The sequence below is a fragment of the Cohnella cellulosilytica genome (assembly GCF_042431195.1).
Taxonomy (GTDB): domain Bacteria; phylum Bacillota; class Bacilli; order Paenibacillales; family Paenibacillaceae; genus Cohnella; species Cohnella cellulosilytica.
The window spans coordinates 51,622-72,590 of sequence record NZ_JBHMDN010000034.1 but is presented as its reverse complement, the minus strand read 5'-3'; the positions used below and the strand labels follow the sequence as shown (position 1 = coordinate 72,590).

Annotated in this window: 19 protein-coding genes; 2 read left to right on the top strand and 17 right to left on the bottom strand. The window is 58.1% G+C overall.

Translation table 11 applies throughout. The features are described from left to right. Window positions 1-1,001 precede the first annotated feature (1,001 nt). The 16 genes from ACFFT4_RS23575 to ACFFT4_RS23500 form a co-directional block, all read right to left on the bottom strand. Window positions 1,002-1,979 (bottom strand): stalk domain-containing protein, encoded by a 978-nt coding sequence (locus ACFFT4_RS23575; RefSeq protein WP_378051349.1) that lies wholly within the window; start codon window positions 1,977-1,979, stop codon window positions 1,002-1,004. Beyond that, window positions 1,976-2,695 carry an S-layer homology domain-containing protein gene (locus tag ACFFT4_RS23570; protein ID WP_378051347.1) on the bottom strand — a complete coding sequence of 240 codons (720 nt, stop codon included), beginning with the start codon at window positions 2,693-2,695 and terminating at the stop codon, window positions 1,976-1,978. The genes ACFFT4_RS23575 and ACFFT4_RS23570 overlap by 4 nt, the downstream gene beginning before the upstream one ends. 203 nt (window positions 2,696-2,898) lie before the next feature. Then, complete coding sequence (locus ACFFT4_RS23565) at window positions 2,899-3,228, bottom strand: hypothetical protein (protein ID WP_378051346.1); 330 nt, start codon at window positions 3,226-3,228, stop codon at window positions 2,899-2,901. A gap of 24 nt (window positions 3,229-3,252) precedes the next feature. Continuing rightward, the gene (locus tag ACFFT4_RS23560; protein WP_378051345.1) at window positions 3,253-3,522 is read right to left on the bottom strand and encodes a hypothetical protein; all 270 of its coding nucleotides are present in this window, start codon (window positions 3,520-3,522) and stop codon (window positions 3,253-3,255) included. Continuing rightward, complete coding sequence (locus tag ACFFT4_RS23555; RefSeq protein ID WP_378051343.1) at window positions 3,519-3,854, bottom strand: alpha-helical endospore appendage domain-containing protein; 336 nt, start codon at window positions 3,852-3,854, stop codon at window positions 3,519-3,521. Before ACFFT4_RS23555 ends, ACFFT4_RS23560 begins: the two co-directional genes overlap by 4 nt. 29 nt (window positions 3,855-3,883) lie before the next feature. Then, window positions 3,884-4,174, bottom strand: coding sequence for a nucleoside-diphosphate sugar epimerase (locus ACFFT4_RS23550; RefSeq protein WP_378051342.1), 291 nt, complete (start codon window positions 4,172-4,174; stop codon window positions 3,884-3,886). Window positions 4,175-4,376: 202 nt separating this feature from the next. Then, on the bottom strand, window positions 4,377-5,741 hold the full coding sequence (locus ACFFT4_RS23545; RefSeq protein ID WP_378051341.1) for a glycosyltransferase family 2 protein: 1,365 nt from the start codon (window positions 5,739-5,741) through the stop codon (window positions 4,377-4,379). A gap of 16 nt (window positions 5,742-5,757) precedes the next feature. Beyond that, window positions 5,758-6,876 (bottom strand): GT-D fold domain-containing protein, encoded by a 1,119-nt coding sequence (locus tag ACFFT4_RS23540; protein ID WP_378051340.1) that lies wholly within the window; start codon window positions 6,874-6,876, stop codon window positions 5,758-5,760. Continuing rightward, window positions 6,873-7,598 (bottom strand): sugar phosphate nucleotidyltransferase, encoded by a 726-nt coding sequence (locus ACFFT4_RS23535; protein WP_378051339.1) that lies wholly within the window; start codon window positions 7,596-7,598, stop codon window positions 6,873-6,875. The genes ACFFT4_RS23540 and ACFFT4_RS23535 overlap by 4 nt, the downstream gene beginning before the upstream one ends. A 42-nt stretch (window positions 7,599-7,640) precedes the next feature. After that, the gene (locus ACFFT4_RS23530) at window positions 7,641-8,378 is read right to left on the bottom strand and encodes a glycosyltransferase family 2 protein (RefSeq protein ID WP_378051338.1); all 738 of its coding nucleotides are present in this window, start codon (window positions 8,376-8,378) and stop codon (window positions 7,641-7,643) included. After that, window positions 8,375-9,487 carry a glycosyltransferase family protein gene (locus tag ACFFT4_RS23525; RefSeq protein WP_378051337.1) on the bottom strand — a complete coding sequence of 371 codons (1,113 nt, stop codon included), beginning with the start codon at window positions 9,485-9,487 and terminating at the stop codon, window positions 8,375-8,377. The genes ACFFT4_RS23530 and ACFFT4_RS23525 overlap by 4 nt, the downstream gene beginning before the upstream one ends. 4 nt (window positions 9,488-9,491) lie before the next feature. Beyond that, window positions 9,492-10,364, bottom strand: coding sequence for a glycosyltransferase family 2 protein (locus tag ACFFT4_RS23520; RefSeq protein WP_378108124.1), 873 nt, complete (start codon window positions 10,362-10,364; stop codon window positions 9,492-9,494). Window positions 10,365-10,534: 170 nt separating this feature from the next. After that, on the bottom strand, window positions 10,535-10,687 hold the full coding sequence (locus ACFFT4_RS23515) for a hypothetical protein (RefSeq protein ID WP_378051335.1): 153 nt from the start codon (window positions 10,685-10,687) through the stop codon (window positions 10,535-10,537). A gap of 310 nt (window positions 10,688-10,997) precedes the next feature. Further along, window positions 10,998-11,426, bottom strand: coding sequence for an ABC transporter permease family protein (locus ACFFT4_RS23510; RefSeq protein ID WP_378051334.1), 429 nt, complete (start codon window positions 11,424-11,426; stop codon window positions 10,998-11,000). A gap of 431 nt (window positions 11,427-11,857) precedes the next feature. Next, window positions 11,858-11,992 carry a GH32 C-terminal domain-containing protein gene (locus ACFFT4_RS23505; protein WP_378051627.1) on the bottom strand — a complete coding sequence of 45 codons (135 nt, stop codon included), beginning with the start codon at window positions 11,990-11,992 and terminating at the stop codon, window positions 11,858-11,860. A 340-nt stretch (window positions 11,993-12,332) separates the two neighbouring features. Continuing rightward, window positions 12,333-18,176: a WIAG-tail domain gene (locus tag ACFFT4_RS23500; RefSeq protein ID WP_378051333.1), complete on the bottom strand. Its 5,844-nt coding sequence runs from the start codon at window positions 18,174-18,176 to the stop codon at window positions 12,333-12,335. 181 nt (window positions 18,177-18,357) lie between these two features. On the opposite strand from ACFFT4_RS23500, the gene ACFFT4_RS23495 reads away from it, so the two are divergent. Continuing rightward, window positions 18,358-18,723 (top strand): ArsR/SmtB family transcription factor, encoded by a 366-nt coding sequence (locus ACFFT4_RS23495; RefSeq protein WP_378051332.1) that lies wholly within the window; start codon window positions 18,358-18,360, stop codon window positions 18,721-18,723. A 74-nt stretch (window positions 18,724-18,797) separates the two neighbouring features. Here the strand turns inward: ACFFT4_RS23495 and ACFFT4_RS23490 are convergent, their stop codons facing one another. Then, on the bottom strand, window positions 18,798-19,946 hold the full coding sequence (locus tag ACFFT4_RS23490) for a glycosyltransferase family 4 protein (RefSeq protein ID WP_378051330.1): 1,149 nt from the start codon (window positions 19,944-19,946) through the stop codon (window positions 18,798-18,800). Between the two features lie 192 nt (window positions 19,947-20,138). On the opposite strand from ACFFT4_RS23490, the gene asd reads away from it, so the two are divergent. Then, window positions 20,139-20,945, top strand: coding sequence for an archaetidylserine decarboxylase (gene asd, locus ACFFT4_RS23485; RefSeq protein WP_378051329.1), 807 nt, complete (start codon window positions 20,139-20,141; stop codon window positions 20,943-20,945). Window positions 20,946-20,969: the final 24 nt, after the last annotated feature.

The window sequence follows — 20,969 nt, the reverse complement described above, 5'->3', positions numbered from 1 at the left end:
ATTAATCGCTTGAGTTTCTTTCCCCTTCTCGCTATAAGCCCCGGTTCCGGATTTAACCATGTGCCGAATATTGATCGTGCCATCGTCGGTCTGTGGTTCGTAGTATAAATTTAGATAGTACGTATCGTATTTTCCATCATACGTAAAGGTTGCCGGCGGTCCGCTCGTCATCGTCCCACCGCTAGGCAAACTGACCGTACTTTTCTTGTAGCCAACATATTTATAGTTCGGTACAGTTTCCGGAACAATCGTATAGTTCTGCCCAACGGTCATACTTTGTGATAGATTCTTAAATAGTGAGTCGATATTCTGGCCGCTAGTCGTAAAGTGAGTAATCTTAAGATTTGCTTCTAGTTCAAATTCAAGGACGATAGGCACGAACACACGGACGACTTTCATTGGACGTACGACCGTAGGGTAAGGATTATCCCGCTGCTCAGTTACAATATACTGTTCGTTAGACTCCATGTCTGCCCGAACCGTAACTTTAAAACTAATGTCGCTCGTTCCCGTTCCTGATTTATTAGATACATTGATGCTATTAATATTCTTGCTAATATGGTCCCTGTACTCTATGAAATTTTCTCCTGTCGGACGAGAATTGTTAAAGTATTCCTCATCTAAGGAACTTTGGCCGAAGCCTCTAACTTTGACGTCTTTTACTTTTCTACCCGGGAAATTAAAGGTGTAAGGGTGAACCATTTCTACGTTTTTCTCGCCGTAATAATTGTTATATACCTTCTTCTCATAATCCCATGTGCCATCATTCTTACTCCAAATTTCGGTGTACATGAACGCTACGGCATAGCGCTTTGTATCGGCCGGATTCTCCGGTGGATACCCTTTGGGCTGAATCCAGCTATTTCCTCCGAGAATCGCAGCTTCCGCTTCTTGAGGCACAAGCGGTATAAGGGGTACCAAAAAAGAAATGATAAGCAAAATGCTTAGGATTCTTCTACGCATTCCCTGGTGCATACCTCAGCCTCCTACACTCGCACTTCTTACTTCAAGGGGTTTTCGATCAAAATGTAGCCCGGATAATCGGCCCTTATCGAGAGATAATCAGCTTGTTGGATCGTGTAATCCTTTCTTTCAGCATCATCCGGACTCGACACGTAATAATACATAAAACGGAAATCTCCCTGATTCTCTTCGTCGAAATAGCTACCGTTTGCTTTAATAGCTTCTCGTTTGGGATTTAAGTAAACCAGACCATTGGGCATGACACCTTTATCCGTTGTCGTCGCCCGAATCCACGTCCCAAGATGGTCGGTGAACACATTAAATCGAAAATACGCTTCTCCCTTGACGGCAAATGGAAGATCGTCCGCCGTAACCACGTATGCCTGAGTTGCGGGTTTGCAACCTCCATAGCAAAGGTCCATCAAAAATTCTTTATCCTTAAAATACTTCTTGTAAGGATTAATGCTCACAGGCTTTATCAGATCACTAAGTTCCGGAATATCCTTGCTTCCAATCCATACAAATCGTGTCGCTTTGTCCCATTCCACTTTTTCACCCAATGCTTCGGAAATGAAGCGAAGCGGCACATACGTCCGTCCGTTAACTGCCTTGGCTGCGATGCCCAGTGTAAGCTCCTTACCGTTTGCCGTCGCCGTCTTCGCGCCGATGACCAATTTTACTGTCCGATCGCCTTTGACGATCGTGATTTCCTTGCCCTTCAGATCGAGCTTTCCCCCCAGCTTGTCCGAAACGAAGCGAATCGGTACAAGTACCTGATTGTTCTCCATCTTAGGCTTCTGATCAGGAAACTTCACTTTACGTGCATTAACTAGAACTTCAATTTCTTGATTAGCAACTTTGGGAATCTGTGAATTTTTTCCTGCCGCGAATGCGGCAACAGAAGACAAAGATCCGATAATTAACAGCGACATGAGCAATACAGCCAAAATCTTTTCTTTCATTATTCCTCTAGAGACACTATATTTGTTTTTGTTAATTGCAATAATTTTTTTCATGACTGTTCCTCCTGCATAGGTTCGATTTTCGTTGCTTCGAATGTATTGCCGGTCGAGCTGAACGTTAGCAGCCGCTCCCGCGAGAGCGGATCAAGCTTGCGGACCTCCAGGAAGCTCTCCATCAAAACAATCGCCTCCGCCCGCGTAGCGGTGCTATGGATCCGCATCGTCCGATCAGGGAAGCCGTTGACGATGCCGGAGCCGTATGCCAAAGCGATATACGGCACATCCCGGTTCTGGAACTGCTGCCGGTCTTCAAACGGCATATCCCCTTTCTTGAGCGACTGGAAGCTTGCCAGATATTCGCCGTAGACGGTCTCCGCCGCCAAAGCGCGGGCGATGATGCGCATCATCTCTATCCTCTTGATCGGCTTCTCGTAATCGGCAGAATCCGTTTCGTCCAGCACGCCGAACTCCAGTGCGGCCGATATGTAGCCCTGATACCAGGGAAATCCGCCCTGCGAATGCGGAAGACGAAGCGCTTCGACCGTCATTTTGACGAACTCCGCGCGGGTAACGGAGGCTTTGGCATTAAACGTCCCGTCCGGATATCCTTCGACATAGCCTCGCGAAGCGGCGTTTTCAATCTGCCCCCTCGCCCAATGCCGCTTGGAAATGTCCTTGAACGGCGTCTCCGAAGCGGCGGCGCCCGCCTTCCCCGGCATCCCGCCGGCAACCATTAGAAGCCCGACTAGCAAGACACCTATTATTCTCATCAACGATCCTCCCCTGCCTCACAGATTGCGAACAAACGGCGATAAAAAAACACCAGCAAACAAAGGGATGTCTCCCCAGTCGGCGTGGTGCTTCCTCGCGTCAAATTATCCTGTTTTTAGCTAATTTATTACATTACCTACATTTCTGTCAAGCCAACTTTGCAAAAATTTGAAAAATCGCGCTTCATTAGTCCTTTATCCGATCAAACCTGCTGCTCGTACGCCAATTGATGGCCGTCCTCGAAGCCTTTGGCGAAGCCGATGTTATAGCCTTCGTTGTATGCCTGATTAAAGCCCGCCTGATACGAAGAGCCTCCGCCGCCGTTACCGGTCCGCGCTCTGCCCGCCCGGCTTCTCCGAAGATTGCGCTTAAGCGTACCTTTGCGGGGACGAAGCTTGCTCCTGCTCTTGCCTTTGCCTTTTCCCGATCCGATCCTGCCTCTGCGAACGGCTTTGACCGCCTTCTTGCCGCCTTTGCCGGACGCGGATTTCCTTCTTCCGCCGCCGTGGGCGGAACGCGATTTCCCCTTCAATCCGGGACACCTCCAGTCGCTTGGTTACTTGCGTCTGACCGCTTCGGATAACCAGGGCGCGGCCGGCGTTCCGATGACAGGCGGACGCCAGCTCTGCCCGGTCACCGTCCTCAGCAGCGCCCCCTGCATTCCGTTGAGCACGCGCAGGTGCTCCCGCAAGGTCGCGGGGGAGACGCCGACATGATCTGTCACGTCCGCTACGTTTTCCAATATTTTCGCTAACGCCTCTTGGCTTCTGGAGATCGCGCCCATCAACTGCAGCTTGATTTCCCATTCCCGATCCGGCCGGTTCATCTGTCGCGTTCTCCCATATCGAAGCCCTCGAACATGGAGCCCATGCCGTCAGACTCTTCCGTATCCGGATTGAGGATCACCTTCATATTGCGGCTTAGTCCGTTGCACAGCTTCGTCAACCCGTCCAGAACCTCGATGTTCTGCTCGTTCCACTGCAAGCAAGTCGAGAGCTGATCGTTATGCGCTTCGTACGTATCGTTCGTAATATGCGTACAGAGCCAATTGCGAACCTTTTCCGCCTCCGCCGCCTTTGCCTCCAAAATCATGGCAACGTTCCACTGCATTTTCGCTATGGCGTCGAGCGTGAGATGGTAAGCTTCCTCCCGGTTCATCTCATCCCCCTCCTTTCTGGCGCCGCCAATTACTCCTCGTCGTTGGAACCTCCGGCCGCCTTGACTACGCTGGTCATGCTCTCGGCGACGGCTTCCTGCAAATCCGCGAGGCTGTTCAAGTAAGAAATAACGTTTTTCGTCACGTTGGACGAACTATCCAGCAGCCCGTTTAAGCCGTTCAGTTGCGGATGCTCATCCGGCAGCGCCTGAACGAGATGAGCCATTCGTACGGCCACTTGCCGTTTGGCATCCAGAATTCTGGCCATTTGCTGATGGGATCTGGAGAGGTGGACGACGATTTCGGTCAACAACTCTTGCATGCCAGCCATGCCCTCCCTTAAGCGAAAATGCTTTATCGTACATCGAGCGGCGAGTCTAGTTCCATACAGCATATGCCGTCAATCAGCGCTTGCCACAGGAGCAATCGCCTACATTGCGCATCGCCTTCGGCGACAAAACGAAGTCAGGGCCTATCGCCAGCTACGCGAAGGTAGCCGACAACAAGCCCTGACGAGCGCGTTGCTATAGTCCTTGCTTCAGCAGCGGCGGGGCGATAATCGGCAGCCCTTCCTCCGCTTCCGACAGCTCCTCCGCAGAGATCGTCCGCGCCGGCTTAAGATGCAATTGCCAGGCTCTCATAACCGATGCGCTGACAATCCTCCTTGCTTGACCGTTCTGCGCATAGAACAGCGTCCCGTCGCGCAGCTGCACGACGCCGGACTCCCAGTCCGATTCGCCGTCCAGTCCCCGCCATTTCTCCTCCGCTTCCCCGACGGAGATCGGGTCTCCGACAGGCCAGCGTTTGACATCGATCTGGGACAGCCGGACCGCGGGAAAAGAAACCACGCCATCCACGAGCCTTCTCTGTCCCCGCTCGATCCAATAAATGTTCGCCCCGCCGCCCTGCACGACGATCCGCTCCGGATAAAAAGCGGTCGAATCCGGAGCGCTCCCCTCCAGCAGGGCGGATTTCCGGCGAACGAATTGAATCCACTCGTTCGGATTGCGCCATTTGTCCGTGAAATATTGCTGGTTGCGATGGTTCACTTCCTGAAACCGATCGTCCCCCAGCGCCTTCATGCTGACGCTGCCGAAATGATGAATAAACGTATCCTGGGCCATCACCAGACTCTTTCCCAGCAGCCGGACCCGGATGTTGTAATCGTCATCCTCGAAATTGCCGATCTCGAAGCCTTCGTCGAAATACCCGATCGCTTCGAACAGCTCTCTCCTGAACAGCAGACAGAACCCGGTCAGACGATCCGTTCTCTGCCACCGGGAAGGGTTGGAGCGGTTATATTCCCTGGCGAACGCGGGCATATCCGCAATATTCGTATAGGGAACGTCGATCTTCTGGTCTCCGCTGATATAGTTCGTCATCGGGCCGACCATGCCGATCGACTCGTCGCTGTTCAAGCAGCTCATCAGATTATCGAGCCAGCGTTCCGTCGCCAGCGTATCGTTGTTCAGAAGCATAATCGTACTGCCCCTGGCCATCATCATACCGACGTTTATAGCTCCCGCGAAGCCGAGGTTTTTTTCCAGCACCCGGTAACGAACCTGCCCGCCCAATTTCCGCAAATAAGCTTCCGTGCCGTCGGTCGACGCATTGTCCACCACAATAATCTCGTAAGGCAAATTCGTATGTTCGAAAATGCTTTCGACGCACATTTTAATCATGCTTAACTGATTGTAGGTCGGAATGACGATACTCGTTCCTTCGAATCGTATCGGATAGTTTTGCAGTCCGGATTGTACGCCTTCCCTGTACCCGTCCCCGTAGCCGTCGCGATAGCGAATTTGCAGCGCCTCGCGATGCCTCCGAAGCCTTCCGCGTAAATCCCGGCGCCGTCTTGCTCGCCTGACCCTCGTTCTCGTCGCGGCCATTTCCCCACCTCCCCTCTTATTGCCTTTCCGGTCTCGCAAGCCCGGCCATTCGATCGGCCAGATGTCCGAAATCGAACGTCACCTTGCCGCCCATGCCCGCCAGATGAACCGCGATCGGAATCGCCGGAATGCCCGCGGCAACGAGAGCGATATCGTAATCGTACTGCATCGCCTCGGCCACGACGCGCGCAACGTCGTAATAGCCGTTGACCGGCGTTACCGTTCCGACCACTTCCAGCCCTTTGTCGGCCAGCGCCTGCCGCAGCTGTTCGGCCACGTCCCCGACGATTAAAATCTTGCGTCCATGGAACAAACGGAGCAGCAGGCCCTGCTCAGCCATCGTGTAATTCATCGTAGACGTCGTATACCGAAGCTCCCGGTAATCGATGCCATGCGCGCGCAGGACGGCGAACAGCAAAGGTTGAAAATAGGGATGGCGCGACATCGGCACCCCGACCAGCGAAGCCACCTTAATGCACTCCGCCAGCTCGTCGCGCGCCTCCGGATTCGGAATCGTCACGCCTGCATAAGGAAGAAATTGTCCCGCGCGCCGCACTTCCTCCAGAGAGAGAACTTTTTCCTGGGCCAGGGTCAGCAATTCTCCGTCTCCCAGACGAATAAAGGCGTACGACCGCTTCTCCCGCAGCGCGGCCTCCAATTCCTCGTAGACCGCGGCGCTGTCCAGCAAGGGAATGCCGCGCTCCTTGAGCGTTTCGATTCCGGCGGCGATCGCTTCTCTCGCCGTAATGTCCGGAATAATCATATCCGAAGGCAGATGCTCCTGCAGCAATCGCTCGCCGCCTTCGATCAATCCTTCCTGAAACCCTTGCTCGTAGCTGCGTCTGCGATCCTGCGGAAGGTCGTTCGGCGGCTCGGAGCGGGACTGCATCGCAACAGGCATTTTCCGCTTTCCATTGACGCGCCTTCTTCGAGAGAAGGCTCTGCCCTTTCCTTTTCCTCCCGCAGCTTTGCGCGGAGCTTTCTTGAGCGGCGGCTTTCCCGGCTTCGTAGGCGCGGCGGACTTGACGCCCTTCGGCTTAACCGCCGCCTTGGCCGGCGCGCGGGTTTTCCGCGTTTGGGAAATGGAAGGAACGGCTGCCAGTTTAACCGGCTTGCGCAAGCTGGGCTCCGTCATATGATCGCCCCCTTCAGTCTCCTTCCCGCCTCTTCCAAAGACTCGAACGTCCCCGCATCCGTCCACCAGCCCGTCAGCTCCCGATAGGTCAGCTTGCCTGCCGAAGCATAGGCGTTGTTAACGTCGGTGATTTCCAGTTCGCCTCTCCGGGAAGGCTTGACTCCGTCCACCATTTTGAACACTTCCGTATCATAGAAATAAAGGCCGGTCACGCAATAATCCGATTTCGGCTGTTCGGGCTTCTCTTCGATCGTCACGATTCGGCCGCTTTCCTCATCCAGCAGCGGAACGCCGTATCTGCGCGGGTCCGCGACTTTTTTCAGCAGCACCATCGCTCCTTCGGATTGTTTCTCATACTGCTCGCAATAGGGAAGCAGGCTTTCCTCGAACAAATTGTCCCCCAACAGCACGGCGAATTTATCGTTCCCGGTCATCACCGGCCGCGCCAGCTCCAGAGCCTGCGCGATCCCGCCGGCCTCCTCCTGGACCCGGTACACGATCGACACGCCCCAATCCCTGCCGCTGCCCAAAATGTCCGCAAAGCTGCCGAGCGCGGAGCGGTTCGTCACGACGACGATATCCCGTATGCCGGCTTCTCTCAGCTTCGTGACGCCGTGGCAGATCATGGGATACGTTCCGATAGGAAGCAGGTGTTTATTCGTCCAATAGGTGAGCGGCTTCAGGCGAGTGCCCGTGCCGCCCGCCAAGATGACAGCCTTCAAAAGCAATACCTCCTCGTAATAAGGGGCACAGACAGCCCGTTTTTAGACAAAAGCCCGGGGATCAAGCTGCCATTTATCGATAAACATCCGATAATTTCTTTCGACGAGCAGCGACTGCTGCAAGGAGCCTTCCCGTTTGAAGCTGGCGCTTCCTTCGTGGTAGATCAAGGCATCGTGGCAGACAAGCAGGCCGAATCCGTGAAGCCTGGCCCGCAGGCAATAGTCGTCGTCCTCGTAATGGCCGGGCGAGAACCTTTCGTCCAGCAAGCCGATTTTCTCCATCAGCTCCCTGCGGAAAACGAAACACAGTCCGACGATCCGTTCGACCCGCTTCCACTTCGCGCGATCCGATACGTTGACCGCTTCCGCGATCCTTTGAAACTCCTCCAGATCCTCGAACGGATAATGAACCTGCTGCGAGCCGCTGGCATAATTCGTGACGGGACCGACGATGCCGATATTCGAATCGCTGTATAACGCCGAAGACAAGTTGCCCAGCCAATTCGGCGTAACGACCGTATCATTGTTCAGCAGCACGATCGTATCTCCGGAAGACAAGAGCAGCCCCCGATTGCAGGCGGCGGGGAAACCTTCGTTGCGCGGCAGGGACACGAGTGTCAGCTTCTCCCGCAAGCACCACAACGCCGTTCCGTCTCCGGAACCGTTATCCACGACGATGATTTCATGGAGCGGTTCGGTGTGGCGACGGATCGACTGCACGCATCTCTGCAGCAGGTCCAGTCCGTTATAGGTCGGAATGATGATGGAAGCTTTGGTCATGTCCCCCACTCTCCCAATAAACTCCGTTTGCGCGTCGAATCCGCAAAATGCATTCGGCTTCCTCTGACGCCGATCGCTTCGCTCCACGCCTCGGCATGATCGCCGGCCGTCTTCCTCCATCCGGAACCGGCAGGATTGGCCGGCAGCTCGGCTCTGACGAAGCCGCCCGTTCCGATCCGCAGCCCCTTCAGTATCGCTTGGGCATGCGCCTTGACCGGCACGGTGAGAGCGCTCGCGCCCAGCGCATCAAGCGCCTGTCGGGATAAGGCGAACGGCAGCACGGACAGCGAGTTGGTCTTCAGATCCTCTCTTCTCAAGCTTGCGTTCAGAAATTCCTGCAGCCGCTCGATCCCTCCGCGGCGGCGGAAAGTCCCCATCCGCGAGCCCAGGTCGTTCAGCACGACGTCCAGCTTGCCGTCGCACTCCCACAAAAAACGCGCCAGCTGCTCGGATTCGGCCGGCCGCTCCCCGTCGGCGAACAGAATGATGTCGGCCGCGGTTAGTTTTGCGCCCAGAGCCCGTCCGATATCGGGGTCCAACGAGTCCGGCAAGCCGACGACAACCGCATTGGTGAACCCTCTCGCCGCGGCGTACAGACGCTCCGTCGGGCTACTCGCCACGACCACGATTTCCTGCAGCGGCAAAGCCTCGAGACGCGACAGCGTTTGGAACAGAGCGGCTTCGTCCTCCCCCGCGCGCACGACGGCCGCCGCTTTCCTCCGCAAAGGGATCGGGCAGATCGCGGCGCGCATTCCGGCCCCTTGCATGAACCCCTCCGCATATTGCCGGCCTCGCCGTAGCGTTCGCTGCCAGATCGCCGTTCTTTTCCCTCCTCCGGGCTCCCGAAATCTTCGTCTCCATCCTTCGAAGACGGCTTCGCGAAGGTTCTCCGGAGCTGCGGACGGATTTCCGCGCCATGCCGCACCCTCGTTCATCCCTGCAGCGTAATCCGCGCGCTCGCCCGTGCTCGGACGCAAGGGCGCGGCTCTCCGCTTTGCGCTGCCGATTTTGGGACGAGATCTCCTGCTGCGCGGCCTGGACGGGCGGGCCAGTCTCCTTCGGGAGGTCGGCCGGACGGCCCGTTTGGTCGTACGGGGCTTTTTCTTCATCGCGCTATCTCACCCTCCCTCGTTGGCGGGAGCCGTCTTCGTAGCCGCCTCTGCAATCCGTCTGCTTAAGCCACCAGTGGATCGCCTCCAGGTGATCGCCTACGATCAACGGCTCCAGAGAGTTGGTGCGTTCTCTTCGGGAACGCACCGGATTCAGCCTTCCCACATTAACCGGTTGGACTCGTTCGACCTTCAGCGCTTTGCGGATCGCCATCGTATGCGCGAGAGGCGGCACGGACAGTGCCGAGCTGCCTAAAGCCGTTAAAGCGTGTCGGCTGATCGCATGAGGAATGGCCGTCATCGAAGCCCCGGCCAGATCCGGTCTGCCCAGCAGCGTATTCAAGGCGTGTTTGGCCAGCACGACGCCGTGAACGACGGGGAGATCGACCGGTCCCGAATAATCGTTCAGCGCAACATCCGTTCCCCCGGCCACCGCGTCGACGAATGCTCTAAGCTTCGCGGCGGGAATGACCATATCCGCGTCGATAAACAACAGAATTTCCCCCGCCGCTTCCCGCGCGCCGATCGATCGGCCGACGTCGTGGCCGAGCGGTCGGTCGTGGACTAGCACCCTGGCCCTGCTTTTTCTCGCGATTTCCAGCGATCCGTCGGTCGAGCCGTTGGCGACAACGATCACTTCCGTACGCGGATGAACGCGGAACGCTTCCCTGATCACCCTGCGCAGCGTCCTGCGCTCGTTCATCACCGGCACGATGACGGAGACGATCGGCGTCTGCCAGAAATCGATTGGCTCCTGAACCCGATGCTCGGCCGGCGCTTGCTCCAATACCGAATGCCGGATCGGCCGTTTTCGTCCTTTACCCGCGAATTTCGGTTTGCGAACGCGGGAGCCGCGTTTCCCGCTGCGAATCGCCAATCCATTCACCCCCTCAGGTTCGGGCAAGGGTATACAAGACATAGTATGTGTGACGTGTCCATGCGCAACGGCATATGTACCTTCAGCGATTCATGCGAAAAGCCTCGACCCGGAACGCATCCAGGCGAGCAATAAATAATTCCCGACCTCGAGCCCGTCCGTAGAAATCGTCAGTTCTTGACCGTTTCGGGCTTATCCACCTTGAAGGTTACGGTATCACCAACTTTTATTGTTGCTGCCGACGTCACCGTCAGAACCGTTCCGGCAGCGAATGAAGGGGAAACCACGGCCTTGTCGAGAGCGATCCCCTCGGCATTCTTCAAGTAAGCAGCAGCTCTTGAGGAAACACAAGCGACGCTAGCAGAATGGAGAGCAGCACATTTTTCCCATAGAATTGAAAAGTTGAAAACGCAAGCGCTGCGCAGATGGTGATCCCTGTTCCGACGATCGTACTAACGGCGACAATTAACAAGCTGTTCCCAAAGTAGCGAACCACAGGCAAGGTTTCCCAAACGATTCTATAGTTGCTCCAATCGAGTCGGAAACAGCATGCCTATTCCGATTAAAACAAGTATCGCATTTAGCATTTTGCCTTGCACGTTAAGGCCCACTTTCCAAAAGCTGCGTTTGTCGCTAATCCTTAATTGAATAGCCGTTAGAACAAATACAATCACGAATAAAACTTAGGCTGAAGCAGAAGCAATTCCAGACGATGGCCAGTCCCCGGTCCATGAGTCCGGCGCGGCTCCCTCCGAATAAAGCGACCAGCGGCAGAAAAAACGCGGTTTGAATAACACGGGCTTCCGCACCGCCTGCATGCAGGAAATAAGCGATTCCAAGCGATAGAGTCATAGAAAGGAGCACGACCGGTACGACCACAATGCACGTGTTCTTCGCCTCCAGCCAAAATTCCGGATCGTTGATCACATAGCCGAAATTATCAAATCCTCTTTCATAAACAATATTGCGATAATAGTCATAGCGCACATATAAAACGAGATCAACCGACTTGATCACCGGATACAGACAGAACACCGTAATGATCAAAAGAGCGGGAAACAAATAACCATGCGCGCCCCGTATAGCGCCAACTTCGCTTCTCTCCCACGTTATGTATCTAACAACCTTTTATTTGATAGATTGATTTTCATATCCAGTGTTGGCCCGAATAGGCATCGAACCAATGAACTCGATCATGACGAATGCTGAGAGTCCACCCTCACCTTCAGCAGCACGCCTCTTCCTATCAATTCGATCGACATGACCGTCCCGTTAACGGTTGCCGTTCCCTCGGCCATTTCTTCGTCGGAAGGATGACCGACAATTTCTGCAACCTTCCGACTAAGCGGGCGATTATAAATCTCATCGGGTGTATCGTATTGCAGCAGTTCTCCGCAGGAGTTGCTCCTTTCAGGGGAATGCAGCGATCAAGGCGTGGTTTTTGGAGATTGCCCGCAACCAAATTGCCGATTTTTTTCGCTTATTTTGGTCGTTTAAGAGACTGGCTGACGGCGAACGCTTCCCCCCGCGCTCCCGTCCCCGGACGCATAGAGCTCGATCCTGCACGAGGACGGTTCGGGGAATACAAAGTTCGTCAGAACGGCTTCGCCGTCGCCCGCAAACCGCATCAAGTGGAGTCAGATAAGCCGCGGCGGACAGCATACTTTGCCGGCAGCCGAAGCTCCTTAACATTTGCGGCTGACAAAAAAACGAAGAGACTGTCCCATAAGCCGAGTTGCTGAAGATAATCGATAAATAAAGAAGGTGTATATCCCTCCCGGAGACTGCCTCATACGCTCTTGAAATTACCCTATCACGGGTTTACCCATTCAGATTTCAGGGGCGTATAGCATCGTAGGGAGGTATATACACCATGCACCTTTATGATCGATTATCTTTCACAGCAACTTGAATTGCTTAGGCGACAGCCTCTAGATGCATGAAAACGCAACGACTTCGTACCGTATACTATGAATTCGCTCTGCTGCCGAGCGCAATCCATTGAATAACTCCCTGAGGGTCGGGGCCCAACCGCGTTCTATATATGATCAATTCCGCTTCATGAGGACGTTTCTCGGCAAGAATGCAGCTGCAGGCGGGATGATCCGACATCGCAACCAACGTATAAGAATTGTCGGAAAAAGCTCCCGGGAACGATATCGTTAATTTCATCGTTTCATTCCCGCCTTCAAAAGCATACGTTTGATTGCCGAACAGTACGCCCACTCCTGGCCAAGGACTTGCCACAGGCGAGAACGCCAGCTTCTCTTCTTTTACGCTGCCGTCCGCCAGATGCTCGCTCTTCACGCTTCCTGCTTCCAGCTTCGCTCCGCTTACGCTGCCGTCTGCCAGATGCTCGCCTTTCACGCTTCCTGCTTCCAGCTTCGCTCCGCTTATGCTGCCGTCTGCCAGATGCTCGCTCTTCACGCTTCCTGCTTCCAGCTTCGCTCCGCTTACGCTGCCGTCTGCCAGATGCTCGCCTTTCACGCTTCCTGTTTCCAGCTTCGCTCCGCTTATGCTGCCGTCTGCCAGGTGCTCGCTCCTTACGCCTCCCGCTTCCAGCTTCGCTCCGCTTACGCTGCCGTCTGCCAGATGCTCGCTCTTCACGCCTCCTGCTTCCAGCTTCGCTCCGCTTATGCTGCCGTCGGCCAGATGCTCGCTCTTCACGCCTCCTGCTTCCAGCTTCGCTCCGCTTATGCTGCCGTCGGCCAGATGCTCGCCCTTCACGCTGCCCGGCGCCGGCTCCTGCGGCGTTGGCGGCTCCGCGACCGGGCTAACGTCCGGCTGCTTCAATCCGTAGAGCCGTTCGCGCACTTCGGGAGCGAGCTTCGATTCGCCGACGCTGCCGTCGGCCAGCTGAACGTCCGTGACGGATTGCGGCTTGAAGTGGCTGGAGATGATCGTCTGCTCTCCGAGATGGTAACCGAGAATGGAACGCGGAATAATGTGCGAGGAGCTTACGCTCTTGACCGCGATTTTCTCCCCGTTGACCGCTCCGGGAGCCAGCTGCTCCGTTCCGACGCAGCCGTCCCGCAGCTTCTCGCTTGCGACGGCCCCGTCCGCGAGCTGTTCCGTTCCGACCGCGCCTTCCGCCAGCTTGCTCGACGTTACCGCGCCGTCGGCAATCCGCTCCTCCGTAATATCCGCCCCGGCGAAGTTCAGGAAATGGTACAGCGGGTCCGAGAGATTTTCCACCCCGACCGCTCCCCGGCCCAGCTTGTGCGTCGTGACCGCGCCTTCCGCCAACTGCTCCGTCCCTACGCTGCCGATAGCCAGCTTCTCCGGCGTCACCGCGCCGTCCGCCAGCTTGACGGTTTCCACCGCGCCATCCGCCAACACATCCGTCCGCACCGCTCCCGGAGCCAATTGCTCCGTCCCGATGCTGCCCGAAGCCAGCTTGCTCGAGATCACCGAACCGTCCGCCAATTGCTCGGAGGAGACCGAGCCTCTCGCCAGCTTCGCGGCCGTCACCGCTCCGTCCACCAATTGACTGGTTCCGACGCTGCCCCCGGCAAGCTTATCCGTCGTCACGGCGCCGTCCGCCAGCTTGGCGGTCGTGACGCTGTCGTCGGCCAGCCGGCTTTCCGTTACCGCGTCTATTGCCAGATGAATGGACGCCACGCTGCCGGGAGCCAGCTTTCCCGACGTTACCGCGCCATCCGCCAGCTTGGCAGTTGCCACCGCTCCGTCCGCCAACACATCCGTCCGCACCGCTCCCGGAGCCAATTGCTCCGTTCCCACGCTGCCCGACGCCAGCTTGCTCGACGTTACCGCGCCATCCGCCAGCTTGACGGTTACAACCGCTTCGTCCGCCAACGCGTCCGCCCGCACCGCTCCCTCCGCCAACTGCTCCGTCCTTACACTGCCCTCCGCCAGCTTGCTCGACGTTACCGCGCCGTCCGCCAGCTTGGCGGTTCCCACCGCTTCATCCGCCAACGCGTCCGTCCGCACCGCTGCCGCTGCCAGCTGCTCCGATCCCACGCTGCCCGACGCCAGCTTGCTCCAGGTTACCGCGCCATCCGCCAGCTTGGCGGACGATACGCTGCCCGCGGCCAGAACGTCCTCCGTCACCGAGTTCGTCACCAGCTGACTGGTGCCCACGCTGCTTCCTGCCAGCTTATCGGTCGTCACGATGCCGTCGAGCAGCTTGTCGGTCGTAATGCTGCCGTCCGCCAAGCTCTCCGTTACGACCGCGCCTGCGGCCATGTGCCAGGTGCCGACGCTGCCATAGGCCAGCTTCTCCCCGGTTACCGATCCGGCGGCCAGCTTGTCGGACGCCACCGCGCCGTCGGCCAGAATATTCGACACGACCGAGCCGTCGGCCAGCTTGCTCGTTCCTACGCTGCCATAGGCCAGCTTATCGGCCGTTACCGCGCCGTCCGTCAGCTTCCGATCCGTCACGCTCCCGTCGGCGAGAAGCTCCGTCTTAATGGCGCCGACGGCTATTTGCCCCGTATTTACACTGCCGTAGGCCAGCTTCTCCATCGTCACCGCGCCGTCGAGCAGTTGATCCGACGCCACCGAGCCGGCGGACAAAATTTCCGTAGTGACCGAATCGGGCAGCAAATGCGACGTGCCGACGCTGTCGTAAGCCAGCTTGTCGGCCGTTACCGAACCTCCCGCCAGCTTGTCGGTCGTTACGCTCTCGGCCGCCAGAATGTCCTCCGTCACCGAGTCCTTGGCCAATTGCTCCGTTCCGACGCTGCCGTTCCCCAGCTTGTCGGACGTTACCGCGCCGCGCAGCAGCTTCTCCTTCGACACGCTCCCGTCCGCCAGCTTGGCGTTCGTGATCGAGCCGTCGGCGAGCTTATCCTCCGTAATCGTCCGCTCTTTAATGTGGACGGAGCTGACGGCATTCGGCTCCAGCCGCTCCGCGTCGATGCGCCGTTCGCCGTTTTTGGCCAGATCCAGCAGATCGGGAGCGAGGTGGGAGATGGAGATCGTGCCTTTGTGAAGATGGACGCCGTGCACCGCCCCGGGCTTCAGATGTTTGCCGCTGACGCTTTCGACCTGCAGATGCTCCGCGCCGACGCTGAGCCGGGCCAGCTTCCCGGACGTTACGCTGCCTTCGGCCAGCTTATCCGCCGTGACCGCATCCTTGCCGATCGCCGTTTCCCGTACGCTGCCGGCCGCCAAGTGACGTTCGTTCACCGCTTCCGGGCCGATGTGCGTCGCCCCCACCGCATCCGGCTGCAACTGTGCCGCGGAAACCGACTGTTCCCCGATATGAAGCTCCTTCACCGCGCCGGGCGCGATTTTGTCTCCGTCCACGCTGCCGTCCGCGAGCTTGCCCGAGTCTACGATGCCTTCGCCCAGGTGGAATCCGCGCACGCTTTTGTCGGCCAGATGAATCCCCAATACCGCTTGCTCCGCCAGATGGCGGGCTTCCACCGAGCCCGCGGCCACATGCCGCGGCATAACCGCGCCGTCCGCCAGTTTATCCGCCGTTACGGCGCCGTCCTCCAGGCTTGCGGTGGCAACCGCTCCTTCGCCGAGATGCGGCCGCTTGACGGCCTTCGGCATGACATGCTTCGAGGAGACGGCGCCTTCGGCCAAGGCCCGCCCGGTCACGGCGCCATCCTGCAGAGCCCTGTCGAACACCGCGTTCTCGGACAGCTTGTCGGCGTTCACGCTGTCGTCCGCCAGTTTGGCCGTCGTCACCGCCAAATCCGCCAGCTTATCCGTAGCCACGCATTCCGGCGACAGCTTCAGCGAAGTAATCAGATGATCGGTCAGATGATGGGAAAATACGGAGCGAATGCCGAGCTGACGCTCGCCGACCGCTCCCGGCGCGAGATTTTTCTCCGTGACGGCTTCAATCTGGAGCGACGCCGTGCCGACCGAACCGTTCGCGAGATGGGCCGCCTCTACCGTCCCCGCGCGAATATGTCTGCCTGCAACGGAATTCGCGGCCAGCGCTTCTCCGGGCACGGACTCCTCGCTGAAGTGCTGCGGCTTCAGAGCGCCCGCCGCCAGCTGGGCCGACGTCACGCTCGCGTCGGCCAGATGCTCCGTCGTCACGGAAGCGGACGACAGATGACGGCTGGCGACCGCGTTGTCCGCCATCTTGGCCGAGGTGACGGCCTCCTCGGCCAGCTGAGGCGTTCCGATCGCCCCTTCCAGAACGTGCGCGGACTGAATCGTATCCGCCGCCAGCTGGACCGGGCCGACCGCGCCGTCCGCAAGATGAACCCGGCCGACGGATTGACCGGCCAGATGACGGCCGTTAACCGCGTCGTCCGCGAGATGGCGTTCGCCCACCGCCCCGTCGGCCAGCTTCTCGGCCGCAATGCCTCCCTTGGCGATATGCCGCGTCTGCACGGCTTCGTCCCCGAGCTTCGCCGAGACGATGCTCTGGTCCGCTATCTTCGTCGACGTAACCGCCTGATCGACGAGCTTCAGTGTCGTGACCGACTGATCGGCCAGCTTCGCAGCCGTGACCGATCCGTCCTGGAGATGCTTGGAGCTAACGGCGTCGTCCCCGAGATGGTCGGCCTTTACCGTCCCCGGCCGAAGATGCTCGGACAGCACGGAGCCGAGCGCGAGCTTGCTCCCGGCCACCGATCTTTCCGCCAATTCCCTTGTCCCTACGGCTCCGTCTCCGAGATGCTCCGCCGCGACGGACCGCGGAGCCAAATGCTTTCCCTGCAGCACCCCCAACGCCACATGGTCGGCTACGATCAGCCCTTCGGTCAGGTGCGGGGATTCGATCGCCCCCCGCGCCACTTTCTCCTTCGTCACCGCTCCGTCGCGCAGCTTCGAGGTCGTTACGGATGCTTCGGCCAGCTTCGAGGTGTCCACGACTTCGTTGGCGAGGTTCTCGCTGCGTATCGCGCCGCTGCGAATTTTTTCGGACGTAACGCTCTGGTCCTGCAGCAGTTCCGAAGTGATGACGGAAGCGTACAAATGCTTGGATTGAATCGATCCTTCGGCGATTTTGTCCGAGCTGATCGTCCGGTCCGCCAGCTTCTCCGACGAGACGCTTCCGTCGCGAAGCTTCTCGCCGGTAATCGAGCGGTCGCGGATTTTCTGGCCGGAAATCGAATTTTTGGTCAGATGGTCGCCGATGATCGATTCCGAAGCCAGCTTCGAGGACGTCACCGAACCGTCCGCCAGCTTAATGGCCGTCACGGAGAAATCCGCCAAGGAATCGGAAGCGACGGAGTCGGCGGCCAGATGCGTCGCCTTCACCGCGAACGGAGCCAGCTTCTCTCCGGTAATCGCTTCGTCGGCAATATCGTCGGTATAGACGAGGGGCGCCGGACGCGTCGGCATTCTTTTCTCCTCGAGCTTGGCTTGCCGCGCCTCCCGCTCCGCCGCTTCCTCTTCGGACGAGTCGCTCCCCTCCGACGCCTTGTTCATCATGGCCGCCAGCTCATCCGTTAACCGTTCGTTTTCCGAGCTTAGCGATTCGACAATCGAGACGATTTCCGGCTGCGAAGCCGCATCCGTCGATTCGAGCCCCGGGGGCGAAGCGGTCGCGATGGCGACGAGCTCCTCCGTCTCCTCGGGCGTCGATACGGTCTCCGACAGCGACGGGCCGTCGGACGCTTGAGCTGCGCCGGACGCTTGGGCCGTACCGGAAGCCGGGACGTCGGGCCTTCCCTTCTGAATCTTCTGAACCGCGTCGCGTTTCGGCTTTTCAACCGCCTGGCTCTCCGGCGCCGCTGCGGACGATCCGTGAACGTTCATCGGCTTTTTTTTCGATTTTTGTATGTCATCCAGCCATTTCAGCTCGAGTTTGTTCGGATCGTCGACGTAGTAGAGCGGCTTTCGCGACTTGGGAGCTTTGCCCGTTCGTTTCCTTTTCATGTCCCTCTCCTTCCTGTTCGTCGAATTCTCCAGTATCATATGCATTCACCCATGGGCGCGTCACGAGGATGGGCGACTGTCCCTCCTCCCGGGGGCCGCGGCGGGATCGCCTTGTTTCCGTCCGTCTCCCGTTGCGTTATAATGAAAGAACGATCGCAACCAGCCGCAAGGAGGAACACTCGTGGATAAAATCGTGCTCGAACGATGTGACGAAGGCTGCACCCACTCCGACCTTCGGCTGCAGGACGTGCGGCAGCTCATGATTACGGAGGATTCCGCCGGCCGATTGGCCGAGCTGTTCAAGGCGCTGGGAGATCCGACGCGAGTCCGACTGATCGGCGCGCTCCTGCACCGGGAGCTGTGCGTCCACGATCTGGCCGAGCTGCTGGACATGGGACAATCCGCGGTATCCCACCAGCTCAGATATTTGCGCAACATGCGCATGGTCAAGCGCCGCAAAAGCGGCAAAACCGTCTTCTATTCGCTCGACGACTCGCATATCGAACAGATTTTTCTGCAAACGCTGCAGCACCTGGAGCATTCGTAAGCGAAGCCGGTCCCGCCGACGGCAAAAAGACGCAAGCCTCCCCAGGGAGAGGCTTGCGTCTCTTTTTTAACGATTCATTCGTTCTGGAAGCCGAGCCAGCGGTCGGCCGTATGACGCCATTGGAAATTCGTCAATACCCTTTCCCGGCCCCGCCGCCCCATCTCCCGGCGTACCTCGCCGTTTGCCAGCAAAAAGCCGATTTTGCCGGCCAGCTCCGACGCGATCGAGACCGGGTCCGTGGAAACGAGAAAACCGGTATAGCCGTCCACGACGATTTCCTTCATCCCTCCGGCGCGCGTGGCGACGACCGGGAGCTCCGCGGCCATCGCCTCCAGGTTGACGAGCCCGAACGCCTCCCGGCCGACGGAAGGCACGACGGCCGCGTCCGCCATCGCGAACCATCTCGGGATATCGCGATGGGACACGTAGGGCTGAAAATGCACATGGCCTTTCATCCGCTTCGCGATCTGGTGCAGCCGCCTGACGTGTCCCGTCTCCCGGTGCGAGCCGTATCGCGCGCTGCCGACGATTACGATCAGCGCGTCGGGCACCGCGGCCCGAATGAGCGGGATCGCCGCGAGCAAATGCTTGACGCCCTTCTGCGGAACGAGCCGGCCGACGTAAATGGCGATCGGACGGTTTCCCCAGCCGTGACGGGCCCGCATCTCCTCGCGCATCGCCGCCCCCTCCGGCGCCGAGCTTCCGTAAAATCGCGACACGTCCACGCCCAGATGGTTAACCCGGATTTTATGCGCCGCTGTCGGAACGCGCGTCTGAATATAAGAGCGAAGAAATTCGCTGTTCACCTGTACGTAGTCCGCCGCCTGCAAACAGATTTTACGCTGCGCGGGCGTCAAGTACGGGGCGTTGATAAACGTGGTCGAATGCAGGTTGAGCCAGATCCGGCTTCCCGGAAACCGCCGCTTCAGCCTGGGCACCCACAGGGGACGATTCTCGACCTGGATCACGTCCGGCCTGGAACGGACCAGCCGTCCGCATACCCGCCGGAAATATTCGCCCTTGTTCGCGGCCGGGAATCTTTCCACCTTCGCGCCGTGCAGATTCCCCCTCGCAAGCAGCCGTTTCCCTTTTCTGCCGTAGATCGTAGCGTCGACACGGGGAACAAGCGCGGGAACGACCTTCTCGACCACGCGTTCGACCGAGCCTCCCATCGCGGAAGGAACCGGAAACGCGCCCGGCGTAATGAATGCGGCTTTCAGCATCGACCCATCTCCCTCGCCTGCTTCTATCCGCATCGTTTCCTTGCATGCAGGCTTTCGCTCCAGCATATACGCCGTTCCGGCGAAGGGTTACGGCGTCTACCCCGGCGCTGGACAAAGGGGCTATTGCACTTTATACGGGGTTATGTCACAATTCTCGGGAATGAGTTTATCGATAAAGGAGTGCTCGGTCGCATGACCCGTTGGCTGCTGCGTATTATGACAGAGCTGTCCTCGCGCAAATTCGTATCCCGCATGACGGGGCGGTTCGCCAAATCGTCCTTCAGCCGTCTCCTGATTCCCCGCTTCGCGGCGATCTACGGCATTCCCGTCGAGGAAGCGGAGAAAGCGATCGGGGAGTACCGCTCGCTGAACGAATTTTTTACCCGCAGGCTCAAGCCGGGACGCAGGCCCGTCGATCCCGCGCCCGACGCCCTGACGAGTCCGGTGGACGCGCTCGTTACCGGCTGCGGCGTCATCGAAGACGGCATGATGCTGCAGATCAAAGGACAAGACTATACGGTCGAGGAGCTGCTGAACGGCTCTCCGAGAATTTCCCAATATCGGCACGGCTACTTCTGGGTGCTGTATTTGAGTCCGACCGATTATCACCGCATTCACTCTCCTTGCGACGGCGAGCTGGTGGAAAGCGAGCCTATTCCCGGCAAAGTGTACCCGGTCAACGAATTCGGCCTCGTCTCGATGCGCCGCGTGCTGTCCCGCAACGAGCGGCTTGTCTCTTATATTTCTCACGAGGGCGGCGAAGTCGCCGTCGTGAAAGTCGGAGCGCTGAACGTCAGCAGCATCCGATACGTCGATCCGAAGCCCGATCGCCTGCGCCGCGGGGACGAGCTGGCCTACTTCGAATTCGGCTCCACCATCGTTCTGCTCACCGAGGACGGCACGTTAAAGCCCCGTCCGGATCTGAAATTGGGAGACAAAGTGCGCATGGGAGAAAAGCTTGGCACGTTGATCCCGAAAAGCCCGTCCGGCAGCCGATAAAAACGGCGCCGACGGGCTTTTTCT